This is a genomic window from Pseudoalteromonas sp. Z9A6, from assembly GCF_011378805.1.
GTDB classification, from domain to species: domain Bacteria; phylum Pseudomonadota; class Gammaproteobacteria; order Enterobacterales; family Alteromonadaceae; genus Pseudoalteromonas; species Pseudoalteromonas distincta.
In genome coordinates this window covers 53,329-77,051 of sequence record NZ_WTKZ01000002.1, presented here as the reverse complement: position 1 = coordinate 77,051, position 23,723 = coordinate 53,329, and the positions used below count along the sequence as shown (strand labels likewise).

General features: G+C 39.5%; 21 protein-coding genes. 13 read left to right on the top strand and 8 right to left on the bottom strand.

Features of this window, described 5'->3' with window-relative positions; translation table 11 throughout:
- Positions 1-4 precede the first annotated feature (4 nt).
- From hisD to GQR53_RS01085, 9 genes are all read left to right on the top strand, one after another.
- Positions 5-1,306, top strand: coding sequence for a histidinol dehydrogenase (gene hisD, locus GQR53_RS01125; protein WP_024597350.1), 1,302 nt, complete (start codon positions 5-7; stop codon positions 1,304-1,306).
- On the top strand, positions 1,296-2,405 hold the full coding sequence (gene hisC / locus GQR53_RS01120) for a histidinol-phosphate transaminase (RefSeq protein WP_149603695.1): 1,110 nt from the start codon (positions 1,296-1,298) through the stop codon (positions 2,403-2,405). Before hisD ends, hisC begins: the two co-directional genes overlap by 11 nt.
- Positions 2,402-3,463: a bifunctional histidinol-phosphatase/imidazoleglycerol-phosphate dehydratase HisB gene (gene hisB, locus GQR53_RS01115; protein ID WP_165742636.1), complete on the top strand. Its 1,062-nt coding sequence runs from the start codon at positions 2,402-2,404 to the stop codon at positions 3,461-3,463. Before hisC ends, hisB begins: the two co-directional genes overlap by 4 nt.
- Complete coding sequence (gene hisH, locus GQR53_RS01110; protein ID WP_002960265.1) at positions 3,460-4,050, top strand: imidazole glycerol phosphate synthase subunit HisH; 591 nt, start codon at positions 3,460-3,462, stop codon at positions 4,048-4,050. Before hisB ends, hisH begins: the two co-directional genes overlap by 4 nt.
- Positions 4,051-4,083: 33 nt before the next feature.
- Positions 4,084-4,818, top strand: a complete 735-nt coding sequence (locus GQR53_RS01105) for a 1-(5-phosphoribosyl)-5-[(5-phosphoribosylamino)methylideneamino] imidazole-4-carboxamide isomerase (protein ID WP_165742635.1) — start codon at positions 4,084-4,086, stop codon at positions 4,816-4,818.
- Positions 4,800-5,579, top strand: a complete 780-nt coding sequence (gene hisF, locus GQR53_RS01100; protein ID WP_002960269.1) for an imidazole glycerol phosphate synthase subunit HisF — start codon at positions 4,800-4,802, stop codon at positions 5,577-5,579. The genes GQR53_RS01105 and hisF overlap by 19 nt, the downstream gene beginning before the upstream one ends.
- Entirely contained in the window at positions 5,570-6,184 is a 615-nt protein-coding gene (hisIE, locus tag GQR53_RS01095) for a bifunctional phosphoribosyl-AMP cyclohydrolase/phosphoribosyl-ATP diphosphatase HisIE (protein ID WP_007376299.1), read from the top strand. The genes hisF and hisIE overlap by 10 nt, the downstream gene beginning before the upstream one ends.
- Positions 6,185-6,292: 108 nt before the next feature.
- Positions 6,293-6,832, top strand: a complete 540-nt coding sequence (locus GQR53_RS01090; protein WP_165742634.1) for a hypothetical protein — start codon at positions 6,293-6,295, stop codon at positions 6,830-6,832.
- Position 6,833: 1 nt separating this feature from the next.
- Complete coding sequence (locus GQR53_RS01085; protein ID WP_165723885.1) at positions 6,834-7,022, top strand: DUF1289 domain-containing protein; 189 nt, start codon at positions 6,834-6,836, stop codon at positions 7,020-7,022.
- A gap of 72 nt (positions 7,023-7,094) precedes the next feature.
- Here the strand turns inward: GQR53_RS01085 and GQR53_RS01080 are convergent, their stop codons facing one another.
- Positions 7,095-7,610 (bottom strand): gluconokinase, encoded by a 516-nt coding sequence (locus GQR53_RS01080; RefSeq protein ID WP_165742633.1) that lies wholly within the window; start codon positions 7,608-7,610, stop codon positions 7,095-7,097.
- Positions 7,611-7,758: 148 nt separating this feature from the next.
- On the opposite strand from GQR53_RS01080, the gene gntU reads away from it, so the two are divergent.
- The gene (gene gntU / locus GQR53_RS01075) at positions 7,759-9,102 is read left to right on the top strand and encodes a gluconate transporter (RefSeq protein WP_165742632.1); all 1,344 of its coding nucleotides are present in this window, start codon (positions 7,759-7,761) and stop codon (positions 9,100-9,102) included.
- A gap of 95 nt (positions 9,103-9,197) precedes the next feature.
- Here gntU and gntR read toward each other — a convergent pair whose 3' ends face one another.
- The 3 genes from gntR to GQR53_RS01060 all read right to left on the bottom strand — a co-directional run bounded on the left by gntR (position 9,198) and on the right by GQR53_RS01060 (position 12,922).
- The gene (gene gntR / locus GQR53_RS01070; protein WP_024604207.1) at positions 9,198-10,208 is read right to left on the bottom strand and encodes a gluconate operon transcriptional repressor GntR; all 1,011 of its coding nucleotides are present in this window, start codon (positions 10,206-10,208) and stop codon (positions 9,198-9,200) included.
- Positions 10,209-10,433: 225 nt separating this feature from the next.
- Positions 10,434-11,705: an aminotransferase class I/II-fold pyridoxal phosphate-dependent enzyme gene (locus GQR53_RS01065; RefSeq protein ID WP_165742631.1), complete on the bottom strand. Its 1,272-nt coding sequence runs from the start codon at positions 11,703-11,705 to the stop codon at positions 10,434-10,436.
- Positions 11,706-11,986: 281 nt separating this feature from the next.
- Positions 11,987-12,922 (bottom strand): LysR family transcriptional regulator, encoded by a 936-nt coding sequence (locus tag GQR53_RS01060; RefSeq protein ID WP_024590360.1) that lies wholly within the window; start codon positions 12,920-12,922, stop codon positions 11,987-11,989.
- A gap of 95 nt (positions 12,923-13,017) precedes the next feature.
- Between GQR53_RS01060 and GQR53_RS01055 the strand changes: the two genes are divergently transcribed.
- Complete coding sequence (locus GQR53_RS01055; protein ID WP_024590359.1) at positions 13,018-13,452, top strand: DMT family transporter; 435 nt, start codon at positions 13,018-13,020, stop codon at positions 13,450-13,452.
- 9 nt (positions 13,453-13,461) lie between these two features.
- Entirely contained in the window at positions 13,462-13,953 is a 492-nt protein-coding gene (locus GQR53_RS01050; RefSeq protein ID WP_024590358.1) for a DMT family transporter, read from the top strand.
- Positions 13,954-14,252: 299 nt separating this feature from the next.
- Here GQR53_RS01050 and GQR53_RS01045 read toward each other — a convergent pair whose 3' ends face one another.
- From GQR53_RS01045 to GQR53_RS01030, 4 genes are all read right to left on the bottom strand, one after another.
- A complete protein-coding gene (locus GQR53_RS01045) occupies positions 14,253-15,227 on the bottom strand; it encodes a putative phage abortive infection protein (RefSeq protein ID WP_165742630.1) in 975 nt (324 codons plus the stop codon).
- A gap of 383 nt (positions 15,228-15,610) precedes the next feature.
- A complete protein-coding gene (locus tag GQR53_RS01040; protein WP_165742629.1) occupies positions 15,611-17,782 on the bottom strand; it encodes a S46 family peptidase in 2,172 nt (723 codons plus the stop codon).
- 98 nt (positions 17,783-17,880) lie between these two features.
- Positions 17,881-19,926 carry a bifunctional diguanylate cyclase/phosphodiesterase gene (locus GQR53_RS01035; protein WP_165742685.1) on the bottom strand — a complete coding sequence of 682 codons (2,046 nt, stop codon included), beginning with the start codon at positions 19,924-19,926 and terminating at the stop codon, positions 17,881-17,883.
- Positions 19,927-20,150: 224 nt separating this feature from the next.
- A complete protein-coding gene (locus GQR53_RS01030; protein WP_165742628.1) occupies positions 20,151-21,938 on the bottom strand; it encodes a PDZ domain-containing protein in 1,788 nt (595 codons plus the stop codon).
- Positions 21,939-22,142: 204 nt separating this feature from the next.
- On the opposite strand from GQR53_RS01030, the gene GQR53_RS01025 reads away from it, so the two are divergent.
- Entirely contained in the window at positions 22,143-23,678 is a 1,536-nt protein-coding gene (locus GQR53_RS01025; protein WP_024596932.1) for a GGDEF domain-containing protein, read from the top strand.
- Positions 23,679-23,723 lie beyond the last annotated feature (45 nt).

Below are 23,723 nucleotides of genomic sequence, written 5' to 3'. Positions count from 1 at the left end.
TACCATGCTTCGTTGGAATGAGGAATCTTCACAAGTACAAGCAGCGGCGCTAATGCGCCCTGCAGTTTCTGTAAGCGCAAAGGTTGAAGCAATATGTAAAACTATTTTAGCTAATGTAAAAGAGCAAGGCGATGAAGCCTTACTTAGCATGGCCAAAGAGTTTGATAATAGAGCTAACCCACGTTTGCGTGTACCGCTAGATGAAATTAACGCATCAGAGCAAGCACTAAGTGCTGAGCTTAAATACGCAATTGACACCGCTTATGCAAATGTTAAACGTTTTCACGAAGCGCAGTTGCCAAAAGATATTAAATTATCAACCCAACCAGGCGTTGTATGTGAACTGAAATATCAAGCCATCGAAGCAGTCGGTATTTATGTACCCGGTGGCAGTGCTCCGCTGCCATCGTCGGTTATTATGCAAGGTGTATTAGCACAGTTAAGCGGCGCTAAAACCGTTGTACTAGCTACGCCTGTACAAGGTGATAAAGCAATTAACCCTGCTATTTTATATGCAGCTAAGTTATGTGGCATTACTACTTTGATAGAAAGTGGTGGCGCAGGCGCAATTGCAGCAATGGCTTATGGCACCGAATCGGTTCCTAAAGTAAACAAAATTTTTGGCCCAGGTAATAGCTTCGTAACAATGGCTAAACAGCTCGTTGCGCAAACTATCCCAGGTATGGCAATTGATATGCCAGCAGGTCCGTCTGAAGTATTAGTTATAGCAGATGAACGTGCAAACCCAGAATTTATAGCCGCCGATTTACTCTCACAAGCAGAGCACGGCGCAGACTCGCAGGTTATTTTATTATGTAACAGCGAAAGTATTATAGAACAAACTCAGCAGGCACTTACACGCCAATTAGCTAATTTGAGCCGCAAAGAAACAGCCGAGCAAGCGCTCGCTAATTCTTCACTTATTTTGGTTGATTCAGTTGAGCAAGCATTTGATGTATCGGCGCAATATGGACCAGAGCACTTAATTTTACAACTAGGCGATGCAACACCTTACCTAGATAAAGTTAAAAATGCAGGCTCAGTATTTGTAGGTGACTACACACCAGAATCTGCAGGCGATTACGCATCGGGTACTAACCACGTGTTACCAACATATGGTTACAGTGCAACTTACTCGAGTTTAAACTTGCTTGATTTTTTCCGTACATACACAGTGCAAACAATTACTAAAAGTGGTTTAACGCAGCTTTCAAAAGCAATTTTACCACTTGCAGATGCAGAAGGCCTTGATGCCCACGCTAATGCGGTTTCAATTCGTTTAGAGGCAATTAAAAATGAGCAATGAGAGCGCACAAGCGTCTAGCTTATTACCTAAGAATATTGCAGCCCTTGCTGCATACAGCTCTGCAAAAAGTGAAAAGCTAACCGGTACTACGTGGCTAAATGCTAACGAAAGCCCGTATGCTAAAAATCTTGAACTGAGTATTGAGGATTTAAATCGCTACCCCGACCCACAACCGCAACTGGTTATTGACCGTTACGCCGCTTATACAGAGCTTGAAAGCGAAAATGTATTAATGACGCGCGGCGCAGATGAAGGCATTGAGCTTTTAGTGCGCACATACTGTGAGCCAGCTAAAGATAGTATTGCGCTATTTTTACCAACCTACGGTATGTACAAAGTTACCGCCGATACACACAATGTTAGTATTAACGCGCTTACCCAAGAGTTATTATTAAATGGCAGTGCTGACGAAATAGTCGCAGCTGTTGGCAGCTCAAAACTGGTATTTATTTGTAACCCAAATAATCCAACGGGCAGCCTAACACCACTTGATAAAGTAAAAGCGATTGCAACAGCACTTATGGGTAAAGCACTGGTTATTGTTGACGAAGCCTATATAGAGTTTTGCCCAGAGCAAAGCGCCACAAAACTTATTAATGAGTTTAGTAATGTAGTGGTTTTGCGTACGCTTTCTAAAGCCTTTGCGCTAGCAGGGCTCAGAACGGGCTTTACGCTTGCACAAGCAGCAACACTAGCGCCAATTCGTAAAGTTATTGCGCCGTATCCGGTATCTGGCGTTGTAGCAAGTATTGCAGCGCAAGCAATTGCACCCGATGCAATTACATCAATGCGCCGCCAAGTTACTATTTTAAATAGCTTAAAAGCTAAGTTGGTAGATTGGCTAAACGCCTCCCCTGCTGCATTAAAAATTCTCACTGGTGAAGGTAACTTTGTTACTTTAAAATTAGCCGATAAAAACTACTTTAAAATTGCACTTGAGCAAGGTTTGGTTATGCGCGCTTTTACACTATACGGTGAAGACGACTGGCTACGAATTTCAATTGGCAGTGAACAAGAACTTGAACAAGTAAAAATTTGGTTAGATGGCTTACAAACGCCGGCTACCGCAGCATCTTTAGCAGGAAACGAAGTATCATGAGTAACCCCTATTTATTTATAGACCGCGACGGCACTATTATTGAAGAGCCAATTACCGACAAACAGGTAGATAGCCTTGAAAAGCTAGCATTTTTACCTGGTGTTATTCCTGCGTTATTACAATTACAAGCCGCAGGTTACCGTTTAGTAATGGTGTCTAACCAAGATGGTTTAGGCACAGATAGCTTTCCTACTGCTGATTTTGACATAGCACAAGACAAAATGATGGACATAATGCAAAGCCAAGGCATTAGCTTTGACGAGGTATTAATTTGCCCACACTTTGATGAGCAAAACTGTGATTGCCGCAAACCTAAAACGGGCTTACTTACCGAGCTTATGCGCTCTGGCAAAGTAGACTTAGCGCGCTCTTTTGTTATTGGCGACCGCGAGACTGATATTGGCCTTGCTCAAAATCTATGTTGTGAAGGTATTTTATACGACGGCGATTGGAGTGCGATAGTAACTAAATTGACTACCGCAAACCGCGAAGGTCGTGTTACACGCAACACAAAAGAAACCCAAATTGATGTAGCCATAAACTTAGATCAAACTAAAAATGGCAGCATAGACACCGGACTTGGCTTTTTTGATCACATGCTTGATCAAATTCGCACCCACGCAAACATTGGTTTAAACATTAAAGCCAAAGGCGATTTACACATAGACGAGCACCACCTTGTTGAAGACATTGGTATTGCTCTTGGTGTCGCACTTAAACAAGCGCTTGGCACTAAATCGCAAATTGCACGCTATGGTTTTGCGCTTCCTATGGACGAGTGTAAAGCTGAAGCACAAATTGATTTATCGGGCCGTGCATCATTTGTATTAAACGCTAACTTTAGCCGCGAAAAAGCAGGCGACTTAGACGTGCAAATGGTTGAGCACTTTTTCAAAAGCTTGAGTGATAACGCCGCAATTAGCCTTATTTTATCGGTAAGCGACGGTAACTGTCATCACCAAGTAGAAGGCTTATTTAAAGCGTTCTCACGTGCTCTTCGTATGGCAGTAGCACAAGACACGACCCAACAAACAGCCAGCTCTAAGGGATGTTTATGATTGCCATAATTAATACCGGTTGTGCCAATATAAATTCAGTACGCTTTGCGTTTGAACGCCTAGGCCAAACGCCAACAGTAATTACTTCACCAGAGCAATTAGCGGGTTTTGAGCGCGCTATACTACCAGGTGTAGGTCACGCGTCGGTTGCTATGAAACGCCTAGTAGATAACGGCTGGCAACAAGCTATAAATGAATACCAGCGCCCGCTTATGGGTATTTGTTTAGGTATGCAGTTACTGTGCGAAAGCACCGAAGAAGGTAACGTACAGTGCCTAGGTAAAATACCAGGACAAGTAAAAGCGCTTGATGTAGGCAACTTAACGTCGCCGCATATGGGTTGGAATAACTTAAGCGTTAACAAAGAGCATGCATTAACTAAAGGGCTAACGCTTGATGAGCAAGTTTATTTTGTTCACAGCTTTGCGCATACCGTAAACGACGCCACACTAGTGAGCGGCGAATATGGTCAAACCTTTTCAGCCATTGTTGCTAAAGACAATTACGCAGGCATGCAATTTCACCCAGAGCGCAGCGCAAAAGTTGGCGCACGTTTATTACAAAATTTTGTTGATTGGCAGTTGTAAGCTGCCCATTAACTAACAAAAAAGAGATTATTTGTGATTATTCCAGCATTAGACGTATTACAAAATCAAATTGTGCGCTTGTACCAAGGTAAATACGACACAGCACAGTTTTACCCTTTCGAACTTGGCGCGCGTTTAAAAGAATACACCGACAGCGGCGCGGGTAAACTACACCTTGTTGATTTAGAAGGTGCACGCGATCCAAGTAAAAAACAGTGGAAACATATTCAAGCTGCAACCAAAGCACTTAACGTACCGTATCAAGTGGGCGGCGGTATTCGCTCAGAGCAAGATGTAAGTGATTGGCTAAAAGCCGGTGCAAACCAAGTTGTTATTGGTTCAATGGCAGTAGAAAAACGCGAACAAGTAAAAGCCTGGATTGAGCAATTTGGCGCAGAGCATTTTGTAATTGCTCTTGATGTAAATAAAACAGCCACGGGCTGGGCACCAGCAACGCACGGTTGGTTAAGTGAATCTGAATTTGGTTTACTTGAGCTGGTAGATTTTTATGTAAGCTTAGGTGTTATTGATTTTTTATGCACGGACATCAGTAAAGATGGCACCATGACAGGTCCATCGTTTGAGCTTTACGAAGACCTAACTCGCCACAACAGCACAATTAAAGTGCAAGCCTCAGGTGGCGTAAGCTCACTAGATGACATTAAAAAGCTTAAAGAGCTTGGTGTGGGCGGCGTTATTTTAGGTAAATCATTGCTTGATGGCGCATTTAGCGTTGAGGAGGCATTGGCATGTTATCAAAACGCATAATCCCGTGTTTAGACGTTAAAGACGGCCAAGTAGTTAAAGGCGTTAAGTTTAAAGGCCATGAAATAGTTGGCGATATTTTAACAATGGCTAAAGCCTATAGCGAAGCTGGCGCCGATGAACTGGTTTTTTACGAAATCAGCGCAAGCGTTGAAAAACGCCTACTTGATGTAAACTGGGTAGAGAGCATTGCACGTAATATCGATATTCCATTTTGTGTAGCGGGCGGTATTAAATCAGTGGCTGATGCAGCGCGGGTACTTGAGCGCGGCGCAGACAAAATCAGCATTAACAGCCCTGCTATTGCGCGTCCTGAACTTATTAAAGAATTACACGATGAGTTTGGTAAGCAATGTGTTGTTGTCGGTATTGATAGCTTTTTTGATGAAATTACCGGCGAGTATTTAGTGTACCAATTAACCGGCGATCCTAATGCATCAAGCCGTACGCGCTATAAAACACAAGAATGGGTTAAACGCGTACAAGACCTAGGCGCAGGCGAAATTGTATTAAACTGTATGAACCAAGATGGCGTTCGTAACGGTTACGACAACGAGCAACTAAGTAAAATTCGCGAGCTGTGTGACATTCCTTTAATCGCCTCTGGCGGTGCGGGTAGTATGCAAGATTTTGTTGATGTATTTAAACAAAGCAAAGTAGATGGTGCATTAGCTGCCAGCGTTTTTCATAAAAATGTGATTAACATTGGCGAACTAAAACAATTTTTAACAGATAACCAAGTGGCAGCAAGATTATGCAAGTAACACAACAAAACCAAGCTCAGGTCGATTTCGCTAAAAGTGACATGATCCCTGCTATTATTCAAGATGCCCGCTCTGGTGTTATTTTAATGCAAGGCTTTATGAACAGCGAAGCACTCGCTGTTACGCTTGATACCAATAAGGTAACGTTTTACTCGCGTTCAAAATCGCGTTTATGGACTAAAGGCGAGTCATCAGAAAACTACTTAAACGTAGTATCTGTGCATACAGATTGTGACTACGATTCAATTTTAGTACTTGCCAACCCAGAAGGCCCAACATGCCACTTAGGCACACAAAGCTGTTTTGGTGATGAAGCAAAACCAAGTTTAAGCTTTTTGGCACAGTTAGAAGATGTGATTGTTGCGCGTAAAAACGACGACCCTGAAAAAAGCTACACAGCGTCATTATTTGCAAAAGACTTAAGCCGTAGTTGTCAAAAAGTAGGTGAAGAAGGCGTAGAAGTTGCTCTTGCCGCTATGAAACACGATAACGATGAGCTAACAAACGAGTCTGCTGATTTAATTTATCACCTGACAGTATTACTACAACGCCAAGGCTTAGCCCTTGAAGATGTAGTTAAATGCTTGCAAGGTCGCCATAAATAGCATTAGTTGCAACTAACAAAGAGGCTCATATTTATATGGGCCTTTTTATTTTTACAGTAAATCACGTGTGATATAGTGCGTGGCTAAATTAATCGGTTACTGTGAAACATGAAAAACTATATTATTCCTTCTATTGTCGCGTTTATTTTAGCGGGCTGTACCAGCAAAACTAATCAGACTACAACTACAACAACCACTACTACTACAACGAATCAGTCTGTAAAAACCACAGTAACACCCGACGAATGCAGCACCATAAATAACCTTATAAGCAGTTATGAGTCTGGTTTTAATTCAATCAAAACAGATAAAGTAAATAACCAGTTTACTAATCAATGGCGTACTAGTGCTCATATGATTGGAGCAAACTGTACGGTTACTTTAAATAAGTCAGAGCAAGCAAGCTACCAATGCCAAACACCTGTTAAAACACAAACGCAAACAATAAAGTCTCATCAAAAACTGGCTAAGCAATTACGCCAATGCTTAACCAAAACAGGTTGGTTGGAAAGCCAAAAAGAAACAGCAAGTTCAATTTACAGCACCTTTGTACTTGATACTAAAACCCCAGTCATTACACTTGCTACTAATCAAGAAGGTAACGGGTTTTCTTCTCGCTTTGAAATTGCACCACCACTAGGACTTTAATATGCGCCAATTAAATCAAAACAAAAAACAATCTAAATTTAAAACTGATTGCCTAGGAATATGCGAAAGGCGCAGCGGTTACTGCACCGGTTGTGGGCGTACTAACGAAGAAATTTTTGATTGGATAATATTATCTGAAGATGAAAAAAAAGCGATTTTAGAAACACCACGAGCAGACGCTAACTCATAACAAATAAAGCCTTTAAATGTTAAAAGTAACAGTTAATTGATTAACTAAAAACTTTTTACGTGTTGTGGCTATTCATTTAGTTGCGCTAATACAGCTTTCGACTACTTGCTCAAATGAGTTATTAATATCTATATTTATAACATTGGGCTCATCTTCTTTTGGTACTTCTAGCGTTTCAAATTGGCTTTTGAGTAAATCAACAGGCATAAAATGCCCTTTTCTGTCCTGCATACGGCTTTTAACCAGTTCAAAATCACCATAAAGATGTAAAAAGGTAATACCTATATTTCCGTCACATATTTGTTCTCGGTATTTCTTTTTTAATGCAGAGCAGACTATTACCGCAATTTCATTTTTCTTTTCAATGCTAAATGCAGCATCACGTATTCTTTCTAGCCAAGGCACACGATCAGCATCGTTTAAAGGCTGCCCAGATGACATTTTTAATATATTAGCCTTGGGATGTAAGTCGTCTCCGTCGATAAATTTAGCGCCAATGCGCTTTGCTAATGCATCACCCACACTTGACTTTCCTGTGCTTGAAACCCCCATTACAATATAAACACGACCTACATTTGTGTTACTCATGTATTTACCCTCGCCTTAATTTAATAATTAATTATTTTCAATGTATATATTATATTGAGTTACGGGTAACATGTTACCCGTAACAAATACGAAAGTGAAGTTAAACACACTAAACATCATAATTCACACTGAATATAAGTAGGGAAAAATGTCAGATTTATCATTAATACTAACAGCGGCAGGCTCCATATTTTTATTGCTTTTCTTAGTAATGAAAGTACGACTACATGCTGTCGTCTCTTTGATCCTTGTTTCTATGATTGCAGGATTATTCTCAGGAATGAGCCCAGAAATAATTGCCGCTACAATTCAAAAAGGAATGGCCGGAACACTAGGCTTTGTAGCGGTTGTGGTCGCTTTAGGTGCCATGTTTGGCAAAGTAATGGAAGAAACCGGCGCGCTGGATCGTATTGCCCACACTCTTTTACACCGTTTTGGAGAAAAAAACGCTAATTGGGCGCTTACCTTTACGGGCTTTATTTGTGCCCTCCCCCTCTTTTTTGATGTAGCCGTTGTACTTTTAATCGGTATTGTTTTTGCTGTGGTACGAAAAGGCGGTGGCAGCGTTGTTAAAATTGGTATTGGGCTACTTGCTGGGATAGCGTCTTGTCAGGCGTTTCTTATTCCTGCGCCAGGGCCGATTTTGGTTGCCTCTCAATTAGGCGCTGACTATGGTTATATGATTTTATTTGGCCTTATTGCTGCCATACCGGCAATGATTATAGGAGGTCCAATTTGGGGCTCTATTATTTCTAAATCTATTCATGTAGAACTCCCACAACACGAACAAATCGACGATAACCAAAGAGTTGGTAAAGGCGCGCCTAGTTTTGGATTAGCATTAGGTTTAATTGCTCTGCCGTTAATTATGATTAGTTTAAATACTATTGGTAGCCGCTTTGTTGAAAAAGACTCTGATTTATATAATTGGTTAGCCTTTATAGGTCATCCATTTACAGCAATTTTAGTTGCCTGCCTAATGGCATTTTATTTGCTCGGTGCAAGGCGCGGTGTCCCTAATGCTAGAATCATGGAAATTTGTGGTAGTGCCTTACAACCTGCGGGAATTATTATTCTTGTCACTGGTGCCGGTGGGGTATTTAAACAAGTATTAGTTGATTCAGGAGTAGGTACGGCACTAGGTAATTACTTAGCTGGCTCAGGCTTACCGATTGTAATACTCGCTTTTGTATTATCAGCCGCTGTGCGGGTTATTCAAGGCTCTGCGACTGTAGCTATGCTTACAGCGTGTGGCTTAATTATTCCAATGCTTCAGCCTTTAGGCCTTGATGGAGCGCAGCTTGCCGCTGTCACCATCGCTATTGGTGGGGGCTCTATTGTGCTCTCCCATGTAAACGACTCAGGATTTTGGTTAGCGAGTCGCTATCTCGGTTTGAGCGAAATGCAAACTCTTAAAACGTGGACAGTAATGGAAACTATTATTGGTACTGTTGGCGCACTTGTCGCTATGATTATTTCTCTGTTTTTGTAAATTTACAATACGTAGATTTATCATCACACATATAAAAATTACCTGAGCCTTTTGTTATTTAGGCTCAGGTAATTAGGCTCAGGTAATTTAAGTATTTAAACACTCTCACCTAGATGAACTATATAACCAGTATCAATTACTTGCTTATAATTCATGCTAGTATCCAAATCGGAATTAATGCGGCTCAACAACTCTCTTCCCGCAACATTACCTATCTGATAACGAGGGGTGATCACACTTGCTAATTGAGGCACCATTGCTTGGCCAATATCATGACCATGAAAACCCACAATCCCTATTTGGCTAGGCACTAAAATGTTGTTTCGCTGGCATTCAAAAATAGCCCCAATTGCTAAATCATCATTAGTACAAAACAAACAGTCAGTATTTGGGTAGTCAGTACGCGCTTTTTGTAAAAGTTCAGCGCCTAAACTATAAGATGAAGCTTGATCAGTCATCACACTTTTAGGCGTAAAGCCTTTAGCTAACATAGCATCTGAATAACCTTGAAATTTTAGGCGTGTTCGTACATCGAGCCTTGCACCTATATAAACAATATTGCGATAGCCTTTATTTAAAAGTGCCGTCGTCATATCAAAAGCGGCTTTAACGTTATCAAAACCAATCGCTTGCTGCATAGGAGAGTGATGAGTATCCATTATTTCAATCACAGGTACGCCTGACGTTTCAATCATTTTTAGCGTTCTGTCTGTGTGTGTGGTTTCTGATAAAATTAAACCATCAACGTGATACGACAATAGATACTCAACCCGTTTTTCTTCAATTTCAGGGTTATAACCATAATGGGCTAACATTGTTTGATACCCTGCAGGCCCTGTTACATCTTCAATGCCTTTTATAACTTGAGCAAACACGTGATTCGTTAACGATGGGACTAGTACACCAATAGAGTAACTTTTAGCATTAGAGAGTAAATCAGGGGCTTTATTTGCAATGTAACCTAGCGTATCAATAGCTGCACTAATTTTAGTGCGAGTAGACTCTGATACTTTTTCGGGATTACGTAAATAACGACTCACCGTCATTTTGGTTACACCAACCGCATCGGCAATATCTTGAAGAGAAGAACGTTTGTTTTTTTTCATCACACACAATTAAATAAAATGTTACTTGTAACATACCAACTATTGTGAAAAATCACTACTTTTAGCCCATTTTATTTAGGTTAAAGTAATAAATATTTAGCCTACCGCCTGTATTTAAACTGTAGCTAAATGAATGGCTAAAAAGGTTTAGAAAACCTAAACCTTTTTAACAAACAATACTGTATTTACAGTAAAGCTGAACAAGCATTTCTAATTAATGTAATTTTAAGCTTTATCGAGCGCTTGGCTTACATCGGCAATTATATCTACAATGTTTTCAATACCGACCGACAAACGAATTAAATCGCGACTTACGCCCGCATTAGCAAGCTCTTCATCATTTAATTGGCGGTGTGTGGTTGACGCTGGATGACATGCAAGCGACTTGGCATCGCCAATATTAACTAAGCGTAAAATCATGTTTAGCGCATCAATAAAACGAGTACCCGCTTCTAGGCCACCAGCAATACCAAAGCTTAAAATACCCGATGCTTTACCACTGGTAATTTTTTGGCTTATTTCGTTATACGGGCTTGATTTAAGCGCTGCGTAATTAACCCAAAGCACTTTTGGATGATTTTCTAAATACTCAGCTAACTGCTGTGCATTTTCGCAGTGGCGATCCATTCTTAAACCTAAGGTTTCAAGGCCGATTAAAATGTCAGATGCGTTTTTAGGCGCAAGCGCTGCGCCAGTATTTCTAAGTGGCACTACTCTGCAGCGACCGATAAATGCAGCTTCAGCAAAAGCTTCGGTATAAACCACATTGTGATACGACGGATCGGGCTCGTTCATCATTGCAAAACGCGTGGCATTCGCTTTCCAATCAAACTTACCAGAGTCGACAATCATGCCGCCAATGGCAGTACCGTGCCCGTTTATGTACTTTGTCAGCGAGTGAACCACTATATCGGCGCCCAGCTCAAATGGGCGGCATAAATACGGCGTAGCCACGGTATTATCAACAATAAGCGGCACACCTTTGCTGTGTGCAATACGTGCTAAACGTTCAATATCAACAATATTACCTGCTGGATTACCAATAGATTCACAAAAAACAGCACGGGTGTTGTCGTCAATTGCATTCTCGAACGCGGTAAAGTCATCGGCTTTAATCATGCGTGCTTCAATACCTTGCCTAGGTAGTGTATGAGCAAATAAGTTATACGTACCACCATATACTTGGCTGGTGCTTACAATATTAGTGCCTACTTCGCACAAACATTGAATAGCATACGTAATAGCAGCCATCCCAGAGGCAACAGCTAGCCCACCAATACCCCCTTCCATTACTGCAATACGTTGTTCAAGTACGGCATTGGTTGGGTTCATTATGCGGGTGTAAATATTTCCAGGTACTTTTAAATCGAATAAATCAGCGCCATGCTGCGTGTTATCAAATGTATAAGAAGAAGTGTGATAAATAGGCACGGCTGCCGATTTGGTCGTAGCCTCAGATTCGTAACCGTGGTGCAGTGCTAATGACTCTAATTTCATAATTATTTCCTTCAATTAATTTACCACTAACCTAGCACTTCTTGGTTATAAAATGTACATGAAATATATTAAAGGGTGGTGAGGTGATTTGATTTAAGTTAAAGGCGGATAAGAGCGAGAAGCGGACAGTCGCTCTAAAACACTTTTGGACATAAACTTTTTAGAAAAGCAGTACTCCAATTATCGAACGCTGCCTTTTTAGCATGATAAAGCACTCAGTATGAATCTTACTTGGTATTAAACTTATTCAAATCACATGCGATGTTTCTAGCGACCAGCTCTTATTCAAACTGCCAGTAAAGCGGAGAACCGAACGAATCAAGGTAGTAATCGATAATCGCCCGAACATTCAGCGAAGGATGACGGGCATTCGGGTAGATTGCCGCGATGTGTTGCGACTCCGTTTTTATAGACTTATCCAGCTCCGGCAGTAGTACGATTAGTTCTCCTCGCTTGAGTTGGTCTCCAATCAGCCAATCAGGAAACAGCACGATCCCCATTCCCCCGAGTGCAGCAATCAACAACGTTTCAGCATTATTGGATGACATAAGGGGCGATACTGGATAGTGCACCCATTTCTCCCCGTGCCTACGCATCAGCCAGCGGTTTGGTCCTGACGAACCGCGATAGACCAAGCATTTATGATGGATTAACTCTTCAGGTGATTCAGGTATGCCGTGTCGACGGATATAATCTGGTGATGCAGCTAGATGATAGAACTGCTGGCCAAACACACGAGCATGAAATGAGGAGTCTGTTAGCACGCCAATCCGGAAAATTACGTCAGCTGAATCCCGGTGAGGATCGATGTAATCATCGGTCAGCGTGAGATCAATGCTTAGCCTTGGATATCGTTTAGTTAGACCAGCTAACGCCGGTGCTACATGTCGCTGTCCAAAGAATACCGGTGCGTTTATGCGGACCATACCTGAAGGTTCTAGCGTTCTTTCGTTGAGTTCTCGTCGCGCCTCCTCCAAGCTGCTCGTCATAGCACGTGCATAACGGATAAAAAGGTGGCCGCTTTCCGTCGGAATGATTGCCCGAGTATTACGATAAAAGAGTTGTTGTCCGAGTGCATCTTCTATTTGATGGATAACGCGCGACACCTGAGAGGCTGATATTCCTTTCCCCCGTGCCACCACAGAGAAATTCTGTGTTTCATAAACATTTATATAAATCATCAAGGCGCGTATGTTGATGTTCTCAGGTTTACTCATTTATGCATATCCTGCAAAGGTGTTTATCTAATTGTAGCATTTTTCTCATCCATGTTAAGGCGTAACATTATCTACCTGAACCACAGGAGATTGATATGCAACTGATACTAATTTTAATTGTAATTGCCGGAGGTATGGGGCTGTCCATAGAGGCTGGATTGCTAGGACCACTAGGCGAGGAAGTCGGTGATCTCTGGGCCACCTTTAGTGTATTTGGAGTGGGCGCGGCGCTTACTTTCTTGCTGATGCTATTTTTCAGCCCGCGTAACAGCCCATCGTTCTTTGCACAGCCATCTTGGCAACTGCTTGGCGGCATACTAGGACCTATTTACGTTATTATCCTGACCGTAACAACGCCGGCAATCGGCATCGCCATGACCATGATTGGCATCCTAGCAGGTCAGGTCTTTAAGAGCCTAATAATCGATCACTTTGGCCTACTTGGTACGCCACACAGAAAAATTGACATTAAACGTATAATCGCGCTGATTTTTATCATTGTAGCGCTGGTTATGGTTGCACAAGGCTAAGGTAACTTTATGACTATTATCATGATTATTCTCACCATCATCGGTGGAGCTATGCTGAGTATTCAAGCGGCTATCAACAGCCAGCTTGGAAGTAAAGTTGGTGTATTCAAAAGCGCGTTCCTAACATTTTCGATTGGAGCGCTAGTGACGGGGTTGCTGATCTTTTTCTTCGAACCTAAACACGCCTTGACCCTGATGGACGTTCCTAAATGGCAACTGCTGGGAGCAATGTTTGGTGTGCCATATATCGTTATTATGGTACTGGCCGTTCAGCGCATTGGCGCAGCTGTTGCCACTGTCGCCGTCATTTTTGGGCAGTTGACCATGAGTATGCTGATCGATAATTTCGGTTGGCTGGGAAATGAACCAATTCCATTCTCGCCGAGCCGACTCGGAGCTATTGTTTGCTTGGGCATTGCACTATATTTCATTTACTCTAGCAGCAAGTCAAAAGCCGTACTGGCGAAAGATCCACAACCGCATGCAGCCGCTAATAAATAATTTCAGTAAGTTCTAATGAGCCTCCTCTGAAGAGTGCCAGAAATTTTCTTGGTGCTCTTCAGTTGTTATGATCTGACTCCACAAAAGTAGACACCTAAACCATTCATGTTAACTCGTTTTGGGGCATAAACGAGTTAGTTATAATGTCCGCAAATGGTACTAAGACAATAATCGGCAACCAGCAATATCTAATTTTGAAAAGTTTGGATAATGATGCCTGAGTTACAACTTAAATCCTTTTCTTTTTTTATACTGCATTAGATAACCAAAAGCTTCGATAGGAATATTGTATAAGTGAGCTAGTTTTCATTTTTATAGGCTTCCACTGAGAGTTTTCCAAGCAGTGTTTCTGCACCGAATGCACTTATAAAACAGTTATTATTTACACTTACATAATTTGAAAGTAATGCTTCTTCAATATTTATTTGAAGTGGGGTTATTCCATCTAAACCTGTTTCATCTATAATACATGAAATATCTTCTAAAAGACTGTATTTAACAACTAGCTCTTTCAAGTCCCTAAAGCTTGGATCATTTGCTAGTAAGACTAAAAAAATGAAAGACTTTTCATATTCATTTATTTGGGCTTTAATAATATTAAAATAAATATCTTTAAATTCTATACCATCAGCCTGATCAACAAAGTTAAGTATTGAACAAAGAAGTTTAAGATAATTTCTTGTAAAGCTTCCGTCCATCTCAAGAACTAATTTTGTTATATCTGCTAAATTACCTCTCCCATTAGAACAGTAGTGAACGCATTCAATAGTATTAACAATCGATTTAAATACTTCATTTCCTTTAGCTTTTTCGAAATTAATATTTTCCAAATTATCTACAAAAAATTCTCCTTTAAATTCATTAAATAAACTATGATCGAAATTAAAGTCATGAAGGTAATCACTGTTTTGAGTTCGTGAAATAGAAAGATTATTAACCAGCTCTGTGAGAAATTTCATATAGCTATAAAATGAAGATTCAAAATTGCTTAATCTGGCTTGTATTTCCGATCTATTAAGTTGCGCTGCTGAGAGGTCTATTGAGTTTTTTGAGTTTTGTAGAGCATCGTGATTCTGGCGCAATGTATGTAGAATGAGTAGCAGGCTACAAAAGCTGAGTATGGGGGTTAAAGTACCACTAAATAAAGTCGCAGTATTTGACCAGTCGGTTATCTTGTTAGAAAACCCAACACCAAAATTATTAACAAATAAAATCGCTACTAAAGCAAGCGTTGTTAATATAGTAATAAAAATCAAAGTGACTAGATTTTGCATTTCTTCTTTTTTATAGTAAATACGGACTGTTTTACACGATATTATTAAAGCTATTCAATTACAACTAGGTAGAAATTTTTAATTTATTTCATAAGGTACCAAAAATTTATAATCAAAGCTTCAATTCTAAATTTTACTGACGCAAGCCCCCGCTTTGAGCGATAACCGGTCATTTATGTGAGTAGTCATTAATTTAGTGAAAAAAGAGGAACTTTCCTCTTTTTTACATGTTTATATAGGCTACAGAAAGCATAATATTTATAGCTGGCAATTAGTAGCCATAAATAAACGAATCAAATAGTAGCCATAAATAAACGAATCAAACATCAACAAAAAAGGCGCTTCCTTTACGGTAAGCGCCCTTCTCTTATCTCACTAATTACTTATTTTACGATTGTCATTTCGTCTAACAAGTTTTGTGCATTATCTACTTTATCCATTACCCACAGCATGTAGCGTGAATCAACGTGGATTGAGCGATTAAGCTCAGGGTTGTAATCCCAGTCACCAATAATACTTTCGTAAACACCGTCGAACAGTAAGCCTACAAGCTCTGCTTTACCGTTAAGTGTTGGCGAACCTGAGTTACCACCGGTAGTGTCTACATTTGATAAAAAGTTAACGGGTACTGTATTCATGCCACCCGTGTAATCACCATAAAGCTTGGCTTTAATTTGCTCTTGTAACTTTTTAGGTGCATTAAATGGGTCAACATCGGTGTTTTTAGCTAGTAATCCTTCAAGCGAGGTAAAAGGTGTTGCTACCAAGCCGTCTTGAGGTGAGTAGCCGCCTACAGTGCCATAGGTTACTCGTAGTGTGCTGTTGGCATCGGCGTATACAGGTTTGTTTTTAGCTTTGTTAAACGCAATTATTGCGCTCATTAGCTCGGGGCGAGCTGCTTGTAATTTACCTGCAAGTGCTTTTGATTTATCTTCCTGTGCTTTCATTACTTTAAAGATTGCTTTAGCGTACTGCACAAATGGGTCTTGGCTTTGATTTAGCTGGCTAAACGATTGCTCAAATAATGAATTGCGAACAGTGGCATTATCGAGTCTTGACTGCTCATACATGCTATCAAGTAACGCGCTTTGGGTTGCTTTATCAAACCCATTTTGTACTTTAAATACGTTATCAACGTCGCTAAAACGCTCTTCTTTTGGAAGTGCTGCATACAGTTCTAAAAAGTGCAGTAAAATAGCTTTGTCTACTTTGCTATCATAACGGCGCGTCATACGCTCAAGCCCTGCTTTAATGCGAGGTAAGTCACGTTCTTGATAACCAGATTCACGTTCGCTATTTGGCTTTTGTTTTTCATAAGCTAGGCGGTATAAACGTCGTGCTGTGCTGATCATTTGTGAGCGATGTACATAACCTAACATTCTGTCGCGTTCACTGTGCTCTTGTGATTGTGCAATTAGATCAGATAGCTCATCTAATACGCTTCCGTATTGTTCTTTACGCTCACCATCACTATTGATCCATTGTGTTAGCTCTTGCTCAAACTGTTTTTTGCGCTCAAGCATAGTGCCTTTATTGAAGCTTTCGATCATCGAACCATAGTTTTTAATATAGTTGTTATAACCTGCAATGGTGCTTTCATAAGCAATACGCGCTTTACTGCCGTCTTCTGAGTTTTCTTCGATAAGCGACACGTATTTTGAGTTATGAACGCGTGCTTTAGGGTAACTGTCGTTAAATACGTTATCTACCTCTGTTGCTATACGGTAGCGGTTAGTACGCCCTGGGTAGCCTGTAACCATTACAAAGTCGCCTTCTTGCACGCCTTTGGCACTTACTTTTAGGTAAGAGTCAGGTACGTAAGGTACGTTGTCTTCGCTGTACTCTGCAGGTTTTCCATCTTTGCCTACATAAGCGCGGTAAAATCCAAAGTCGCCTGTGTGGCGCGGCCACATCCAGTTATCTATATCGCCGCCGTATTTACCTACGCCCATTGCCGGTGCATAAGTTAAGCGTACGTCTTTAATTTCAAGTGACTTAATTAGGTAAAACTCTAAACCACCATGAAACGAATACACGTTACAACGATAGCTTTCGTCGGCTTCACATTGGGCTACTAGCGCTTTTTCATTTTTTTCGAGTGCGTCGTAGCGTGCTTTTGCTGTTAACTCGTTAGTACCTTTAATTACTTCATCTGTTACGTTGGTAACCGTTTTTGTTACATATACGCGTGAGCCCGGCGCTGCAGGTAAATCTTCTTTAGGACTTTTAGCTAAAAAGCCATTTTCTAAAATATTGTTCTCAGGCGTTGAGTTGTACTGAACCGAGCCATAAACACAGTGATGGTTTGACACAACTAAACCCTTAGGCGATACAAACGATGCTGTACAACCACCTAGGCTAATTACTGCATTCATTGGGAATTCGGTTAATTTAGAAATAGATTCAACATCAATTTCAAGCCCTTTGGCTTTTAATATTGACTCTAACTCTGGAAGTTGGTGTGGTTGCCACATGCCTTCGTCGGCTATGGCACTACTTGAAAGTGATAAAGAAAATGTAGCTACTAATGTAGCTACAAGAGGTTTTAAACGCATTATAGAATCCTTTTTATTTGTTTCTATAACAGGTTACTCGCGATGGGACAATAAGGTCAATAGCCGTGCAATGAATTGTTACAATCGAGTGTTTAATCTTACTTTTTATCAAAATTCATCGAAAAATCAAGAAACTGTTTTGCTGGTATTGGTTTACTAAAATAGAAGCCTTGCATAAAATCACAACCCAATTCGTTCAATAAAGTATGCTGCTCTTTTGTTTCTACACCTTCGGCTACCACTGTCAGTCCTAAGCTGTGTGACATAGCAATAATTGCCTTTACGAGATTACAATCTTCATTGTTTAGTACAATACCGTCAATAAAACTTCTATCTATTTTGAGTACATTAAAAGGGTATTCTCTCAAATAACTTAATGACGAATAACCTGTACCAAAGTCATCCATTGATAAGTTAATGCCTAATGCAGTAATTTCAGTCAGTATATCAACAACATTAGTGTGGCAACTCATCAATACTCCCTCAGTTATTTCAAGCTCTAAACTTTCGGGGTTTACGTTTGCTTCACTCAATGAGTTTTGAATAAAACTGAGTAGTCCTACGTCTCTAAATTGGCGAGGTGATAAGTTAACAGCCATTGTATATTTTTGTTGGCGTTTACAGGTACTTTGCCATGTGTTTAAAAAGTGTAAAGCTTGGCTAATTACAAACTTGCCAATAGGTACAATTAATCCTGTATTTTCGGCAATAGGTATAAACTCATCAGGTGTTACATTACCTAACACAGGGTTATGCCAACGTAATAACGCTTCTGCACCAATGATGTGTTTATTTTTGGCGTCAAATTGGGGCTGGTAGAATAGCTCGAATTCATTGCGTTCAAGGGCGTCACGCATCTGCTCTTCTATTACTAGTCGGCGCTGAATAATTACGTTCATTTTTTTAGTAAAAAATGAATAAGTATTACGACCATATGATTTTGCTTGATACATTGCTGTATCGGCATTTCGTAGTAAATCAGCGACTGTAGTGCCATTTTCAGGATATATGGCTACACCAATACTCGCTGTAAGTATGTGCTCCCGGCCTTCAATTTTAAAAGGAGCTCTAAAGTTATTGAGCAGCTTTTCAGTAATTTTTAGCGCTGCATGGTGATCAGTTATACCTCTTAGTAATACGATAAACTCATCTCCACCGAGTCGCCCTACCGTGTCGTCTTTTCGAAGTGCCTCTTGCAGCCTTTGCGCTGATTCAATTAAAAGTTTGTCTCCTGTTTCATGGCCTAAAGAGTCGTTTATTTTTTTAAAATCATCTAAATCCAAAAACAGTACTGCCGCTTTTTCGTTATTTCTTTGTGCTTCAATAAGTAATTGCGACAAACGATCAAGTGCTAAAAAACGATTTGGTAGTAAAGTTAGACTATCGTAATACGCTTGATGTCTAATTATTTCATCTGATTTATGCTGTTCTGTAATATCTCGAATAATAACCATTAACTGGTTATGTTCTGTTATTTTATTTATTCTTGCTTCAAAAAAAACGAGCCCATGGGGCAAAGCTAGCTCGTATTTAAAGCTCATCATCTGCTCTTTTTCTAATACAAGGCTGATATAAGTTTCAAATTTTTTGGCTACTTCCTCAGGTAATACATCTCCCATCTTTTTACCAATAAACTGCTTTGGCTTGGTATAAAGATCGGTTTCATTGCTCGCATGATACTCTAGGATAGTTCCATCATTTTCCATCAAGAAAAATAAATCAGGGATTGCCCCAAAAATGGTTTTTAGCATATCCTCATTAAATGAAGCCTCTGCTTGTGCTTTTTTCACATCTGACAAATCGATATCAATACAGTACATTTGTTTTGTATTATATTGATTTGTAAACATAACATGGCTGGAAAAAACCGATACGTTGTTTCCATCCTTGTCTTGTAAGATAATTTCAGACGCTGGAATTTCTATATCTTTTTTTACCCAATCACTGTGCGCGTCAATAACAAATTCACACATTGGCTCTGGAATTATAAGATCTTCTATTTTTTGCCCTATGGCTTCTTCTTTGGTATAGCCATAAAGTCGCTCACTGCCTTCATTCCAATAAATAACACGACGTTCATTGTCATAACCTTGAACAGAAATAACATTTACCGCATCAAATAACTGATGCAAATAGTCGTTAATTACAAATTAGTTGGTTAAGTCTGAAGCAACGTCGTCTAATTTCATTTTGAGGCTATATCCATAAGTAATTTTATTTAGTAATAAAAAACACCAAATAATAATTAAATTTAATTTTAATATTAAATTTCCATGTACATTATATACGCCATTATACAAAACAAAAAAAGAGCCGAAGCTCTTTTTTAATAATTGTTAACTGTATTTAAACGCTATAAAAACTGAATTTATTTTTTTGTCACATCATTTGGATGTTCCACGCCAATCCATGCTTTGAATAGTGCTTTTTGCTGTGGCGTTGCCTCTTTATCAGCAACTACTTTTTTAGGCTTATCGAAATCTTCTGATAATACTAATGTTAAGCTTTCAAGTGCATCGCGACGAAGATAGTCAACGGTTACTTTGTCGCCTGCCTTAAACGTTTCTAGGCTAGTTTTTAAATCTTTACCTACGTGATGTTTGTTTATAGCGACAATTTTATCATCGGTAGTTAAACCCGCTTTCCACGCACTGCCACCACGGCGTACATAACTTAACGTCAGTAATTCACCCGTATTTTTGGCGGTAGCATCAATACTTGCAAGTGCTTTTGCTTTTTCAGGACGCTCAAACTTTAAACCTACTTTAGTAAGTAAATCGTCAAAGTTAATACTTGCAGGCGACTCTACATTTTCTTGCCACCAGCTTGAATAATCACGTCCTGTTAAATCTTTTAAGATATTAAGTACATCTGTATCTGTAAATCCAGCGGGCATTTTATGATTGTTATAAAGTGCTTTGTGCACGTCGCGATAGCTTATTTTACCTTGGCTTTTTTCTAGTAAGTCAATATCTAAAGCAAGTGAAAGTAACGAACCTTCTGAATAAATATTGGTGCTGTAGTTACGTGCGTGATCGCCACCTTGATTAATCCATTTATCAAAGCTTGTTTCGCTTGCGCTTTGCACTTCACGGCCCGGTGTTTGCAAATGACGGTTAATGGTTTTACTCATTACTTTAAAAAATTCATCTGTTGTTTGAATGCCTGAGCGCACTAATAAATGATCTTCAAAGTAACTTGTTGAACCTTCTGCAATCCACAGCAGTTTTGAATAGTTCATATTAGTGTAATCGTATGGCACTAAACCTTGAGGGCGATATGCTTTAACATTCCATGTATGAACAAACTCATGCGCAGCGGTGCTAATAAAACCTAAGTAATCTTCGCGGCTACCAAATCGGTCACGTGGTCGTTGAATAATTGTTGAGTTTAAATGCTCTGTTGCACCACCAGCTCCTGATGTTGCATGCACCATAAATACATAACGCTCATACGGATAGCCATCCCAAATTACATTACCCGTGGCAACTAATTTTTTAAGATCGGTAAGCATTAGCTCTACATCGTAGTTACCATCGCCCCATATAACTAAATCATATTCACGCCCTTCTACTTCAAATGTGTGTAGTTGGTTAATACCCGTTTCGATTGGTGAATCAACAAGTACATCGTAATCAGCTGCTTTAAATGAATTTTTGCCTTTTAAATTATTCATACCCGATACAGAACGCCACTTTTTAGGCACGTCTAAATTAATGGTTACAGGCTCTTGGCGAAATGATTCACTAAACATAAAAAAGCCTGACGCATCTATAAATGCATGGCTGTCGTCAATGTGGCGAGCACGTTTACCAAGCTCATTTGCATACACCTGGTAGTCAACATTTACTTCTGTAGGTTCATTAAGATGTACACGCCATGTACTGTGATCTATTTTTTCCCATTTTAGTTCTTTGCCATCTTCATCTTTGGCTTTGAAGTAGCGAATGCCATTTGCAAGATTTAACATTTCGTAGCGACCCGTGCGCCACGCAGGAAGTTTTATATCAAGGTGTGCTTGCGCTGTTTTTGGAAACTCAACACTTACATCACCTAAATGATGCTGTGGTTGCGAGATTTCTAAAGAATAATTTACATCGGCAAATACAGGCGCTGAACATGCAGCTAAAATTGAAAGGGCTAATAACTTTTTCATAGAGACTCTTAGTGGAAACTTAATTGCTTACAAGACTAACAAGCCCCTATTTAAAAGTGAATTAAATACGATAAATGACCCTATATACGAGTTTATAAGTAGTAGCTTATTAAAATTTCTAAGTTTTTTACTAGATAACTACACATAATAAAAATTTGTTGTAAACTGAAGATAATGAAATTAATTTGATGGCGGTATGCTTAGGTGTCACAAAGATCTAACGCAACAGATAAAAAGCTAAAACAAGCAATTGATGCGCGTATGGCTGTTGAGAGCGCTCGTAAACATCAAGTAGATGTTCTATGTGACTTTACAGCTAAACTATCGTTGAGCTGTAAAGGACTAGATATCGAGTTAGATAATCGCCTCGCCAAATTTAGAAGTGCGCTTAATAAAGGCATGAGTTTTGAAAACCTTGCTCCCCTTATTAGTGAAACTTTAATCCTACTTAAAAACCAAGAATCGATTCAACAAGCTCAGCAACGTAATTTATACAACAGTGTGCAAAGTGCCGGTAAACAATTACAAAAAACCAAAGGTTTACCTGACGATACTCGTAGAACTCTAAGAAATTTACTCGATCACGAGATTAATAACGTTCATTCAACTCATGGTTACATTCCGCTACTTGATCAACTTATTAGCTTTTATCATGAAGCGTTGCTTACCAAACAAGACCCTCAAGTTGATCAGCAGCGCCCTGTAAAACAGGCGCGTGCAAAAAAACTGCTTGAGCTCGCTAATGAACTTATACTTGAAGAAGAAGCTACGCTACAAATTAATAATATAAAAAATAATATTACAGAAAGTGACTCAATCGATTCATTACTCGATGTTGCAATTAGTATTATTGATGTAGTGGTAAAAAATATAAGTAAAGAGCGTAAATCCGCGCAAAGCTTTTTAGTTTCATTAAATCAAACCCTCGAAGATCTTCATAACTCTATCGTCTCAACTAGCAAGCACTCTGAGTCTATGGAAGTTGAGTTTGACTCACTTAATAAAAGCATTGAACTAAAAATAAAAAATCTTAATGAGCAAACGCAAAAAGCTACATCAATCTCATCTTTAAAAGAACTCGTAGATAACGAATTAAAATCAATAAGCGAAGATTTTATAGCAAAAGAAAAGTTAGAACGAAAAGACAGAGAAATGCTTAGCGCTAGCTTTAATGAAATAAATACTCGAATTGTTACTTTAGAAGATAAGTTAACAACGTATAAAAAACGCTTAAACGAACAGCGCTTTAAAAGCTTACTAGATGGACTTACAAAACTGCCTAACCGGGCTGCATTTGACGAACGTTACAATCACGAAATGCATTTGTTTAATGTGCAGCCATCAGATGTTACGCTTGCAGTTATTGATGTTGACCACTTTAAATCTATCAATGATAGATTTGGCCACACCGCAGGTGATATTACCTTACAAGTTATATCAAAAGCGTTGCAAAAATCAGTAAGAAAGTCTGATTTTATAGCGCGTTATGGCGGTGAAGAATTTGTGCTATTAATGCCAGGTGTGTCGCTAGAAAACGCAACATTACCCCTGGATAAAGTAAGAAAGGTAATTAAAAATATACCTTTTAAATTTAGAGAAAAACAAATTGAGATCACTATTTCGGTAGGTGCAACTCAATTTAAAAAAGGCGATACCCTATTAAAGGCATTTGATAGAGCTGATGATGCACTTTACGAAGCCAAAAATTCAGGGCGAGATAGACTTTGTACCAGTAAATAATGTCATAGCTATTATAACTTTTATGACAAGTAGTTTTACGATTTA

Coding starts and splice junctions, on each gene's coding strand:
- hisD (WP_024597350.1), top strand. CDS start 5: ATGCTTCGTTGGAATGAGGAATCTTCACAAGTACAAGCAGCGGCGCTA.
- hisC (WP_149603695.1), top strand. CDS start 1,296: ATGAGCAATGAGAGCGCACAAGCGTCTAGCTTATTACCTAAGAATATT.
- hisB (WP_165742636.1), top strand. CDS start 2,402: ATGAGTAACCCCTATTTATTTATAGACCGCGACGGCACTATTATTGAA.
- hisH (WP_002960265.1), top strand. CDS start 3,460: ATGATTGCCATAATTAATACCGGTTGTGCCAATATAAATTCAGTACGC.
- hisF (WP_002960269.1), top strand. CDS start 4,800: ATGTTATCAAAACGCATAATCCCGTGTTTAGACGTTAAAGACGGCCAA.
- hisIE (WP_007376299.1), top strand. CDS start 5,570: ATGCAAGTAACACAACAAAACCAAGCTCAGGTCGATTTCGCTAAAAGT.
- GQR53_RS01090 (WP_165742634.1), top strand. CDS start 6,293: ATGAAAAACTATATTATTCCTTCTATTGTCGCGTTTATTTTAGCGGGC.
- GQR53_RS01085 (WP_165723885.1), top strand. CDS start 6,834: ATGCGCCAATTAAATCAAAACAAAAAACAATCTAAATTTAAAACTGAT.
- GQR53_RS01080 (WP_165742633.1), bottom strand. CDS start 7,610: ATGAGTAACACAAATGTAGGTCGTGTTTATATTGTAATGGGGGTTTCA.
- gntU (WP_165742632.1), top strand. CDS start 7,759: ATGTCAGATTTATCATTAATACTAACAGCGGCAGGCTCCATATTTTTA.
- gntR (WP_024604207.1), bottom strand. CDS start 10,208: ATGAAAAAAAACAAACGTTCTTCTCTTCAAGATATTGCCGATGCGGTT.
- GQR53_RS01065 (WP_165742631.1), bottom strand. CDS start 11,705: ATGAAATTAGAGTCATTAGCACTGCACCACGGTTACGAATCTGAGGCT.
- GQR53_RS01060 (WP_024590360.1), bottom strand. CDS start 12,922: ATGAGTAAACCTGAGAACATCAACATACGCGCCTTGATGATTTATATA.
- GQR53_RS01055 (WP_024590359.1), top strand. CDS start 13,018: ATGCAACTGATACTAATTTTAATTGTAATTGCCGGAGGTATGGGGCTG.
- GQR53_RS01050 (WP_024590358.1), top strand. CDS start 13,462: ATGACTATTATCATGATTATTCTCACCATCATCGGTGGAGCTATGCTG.
- GQR53_RS01045 (WP_165742630.1), bottom strand. CDS start 15,227: ATGCAAAATCTAGTCACTTTGATTTTTATTACTATATTAACAACGCTT.
- GQR53_RS01040 (WP_165742629.1), bottom strand. CDS start 17,782: ATGCGTTTAAAACCTCTTGTAGCTACATTAGTAGCTACATTTTCTTTA.
- GQR53_RS01030 (WP_165742628.1), bottom strand. CDS start 21,938: ATGAAAAAGTTATTAGCCCTTTCAATTTTAGCTGCATGTTCAGCGCCT.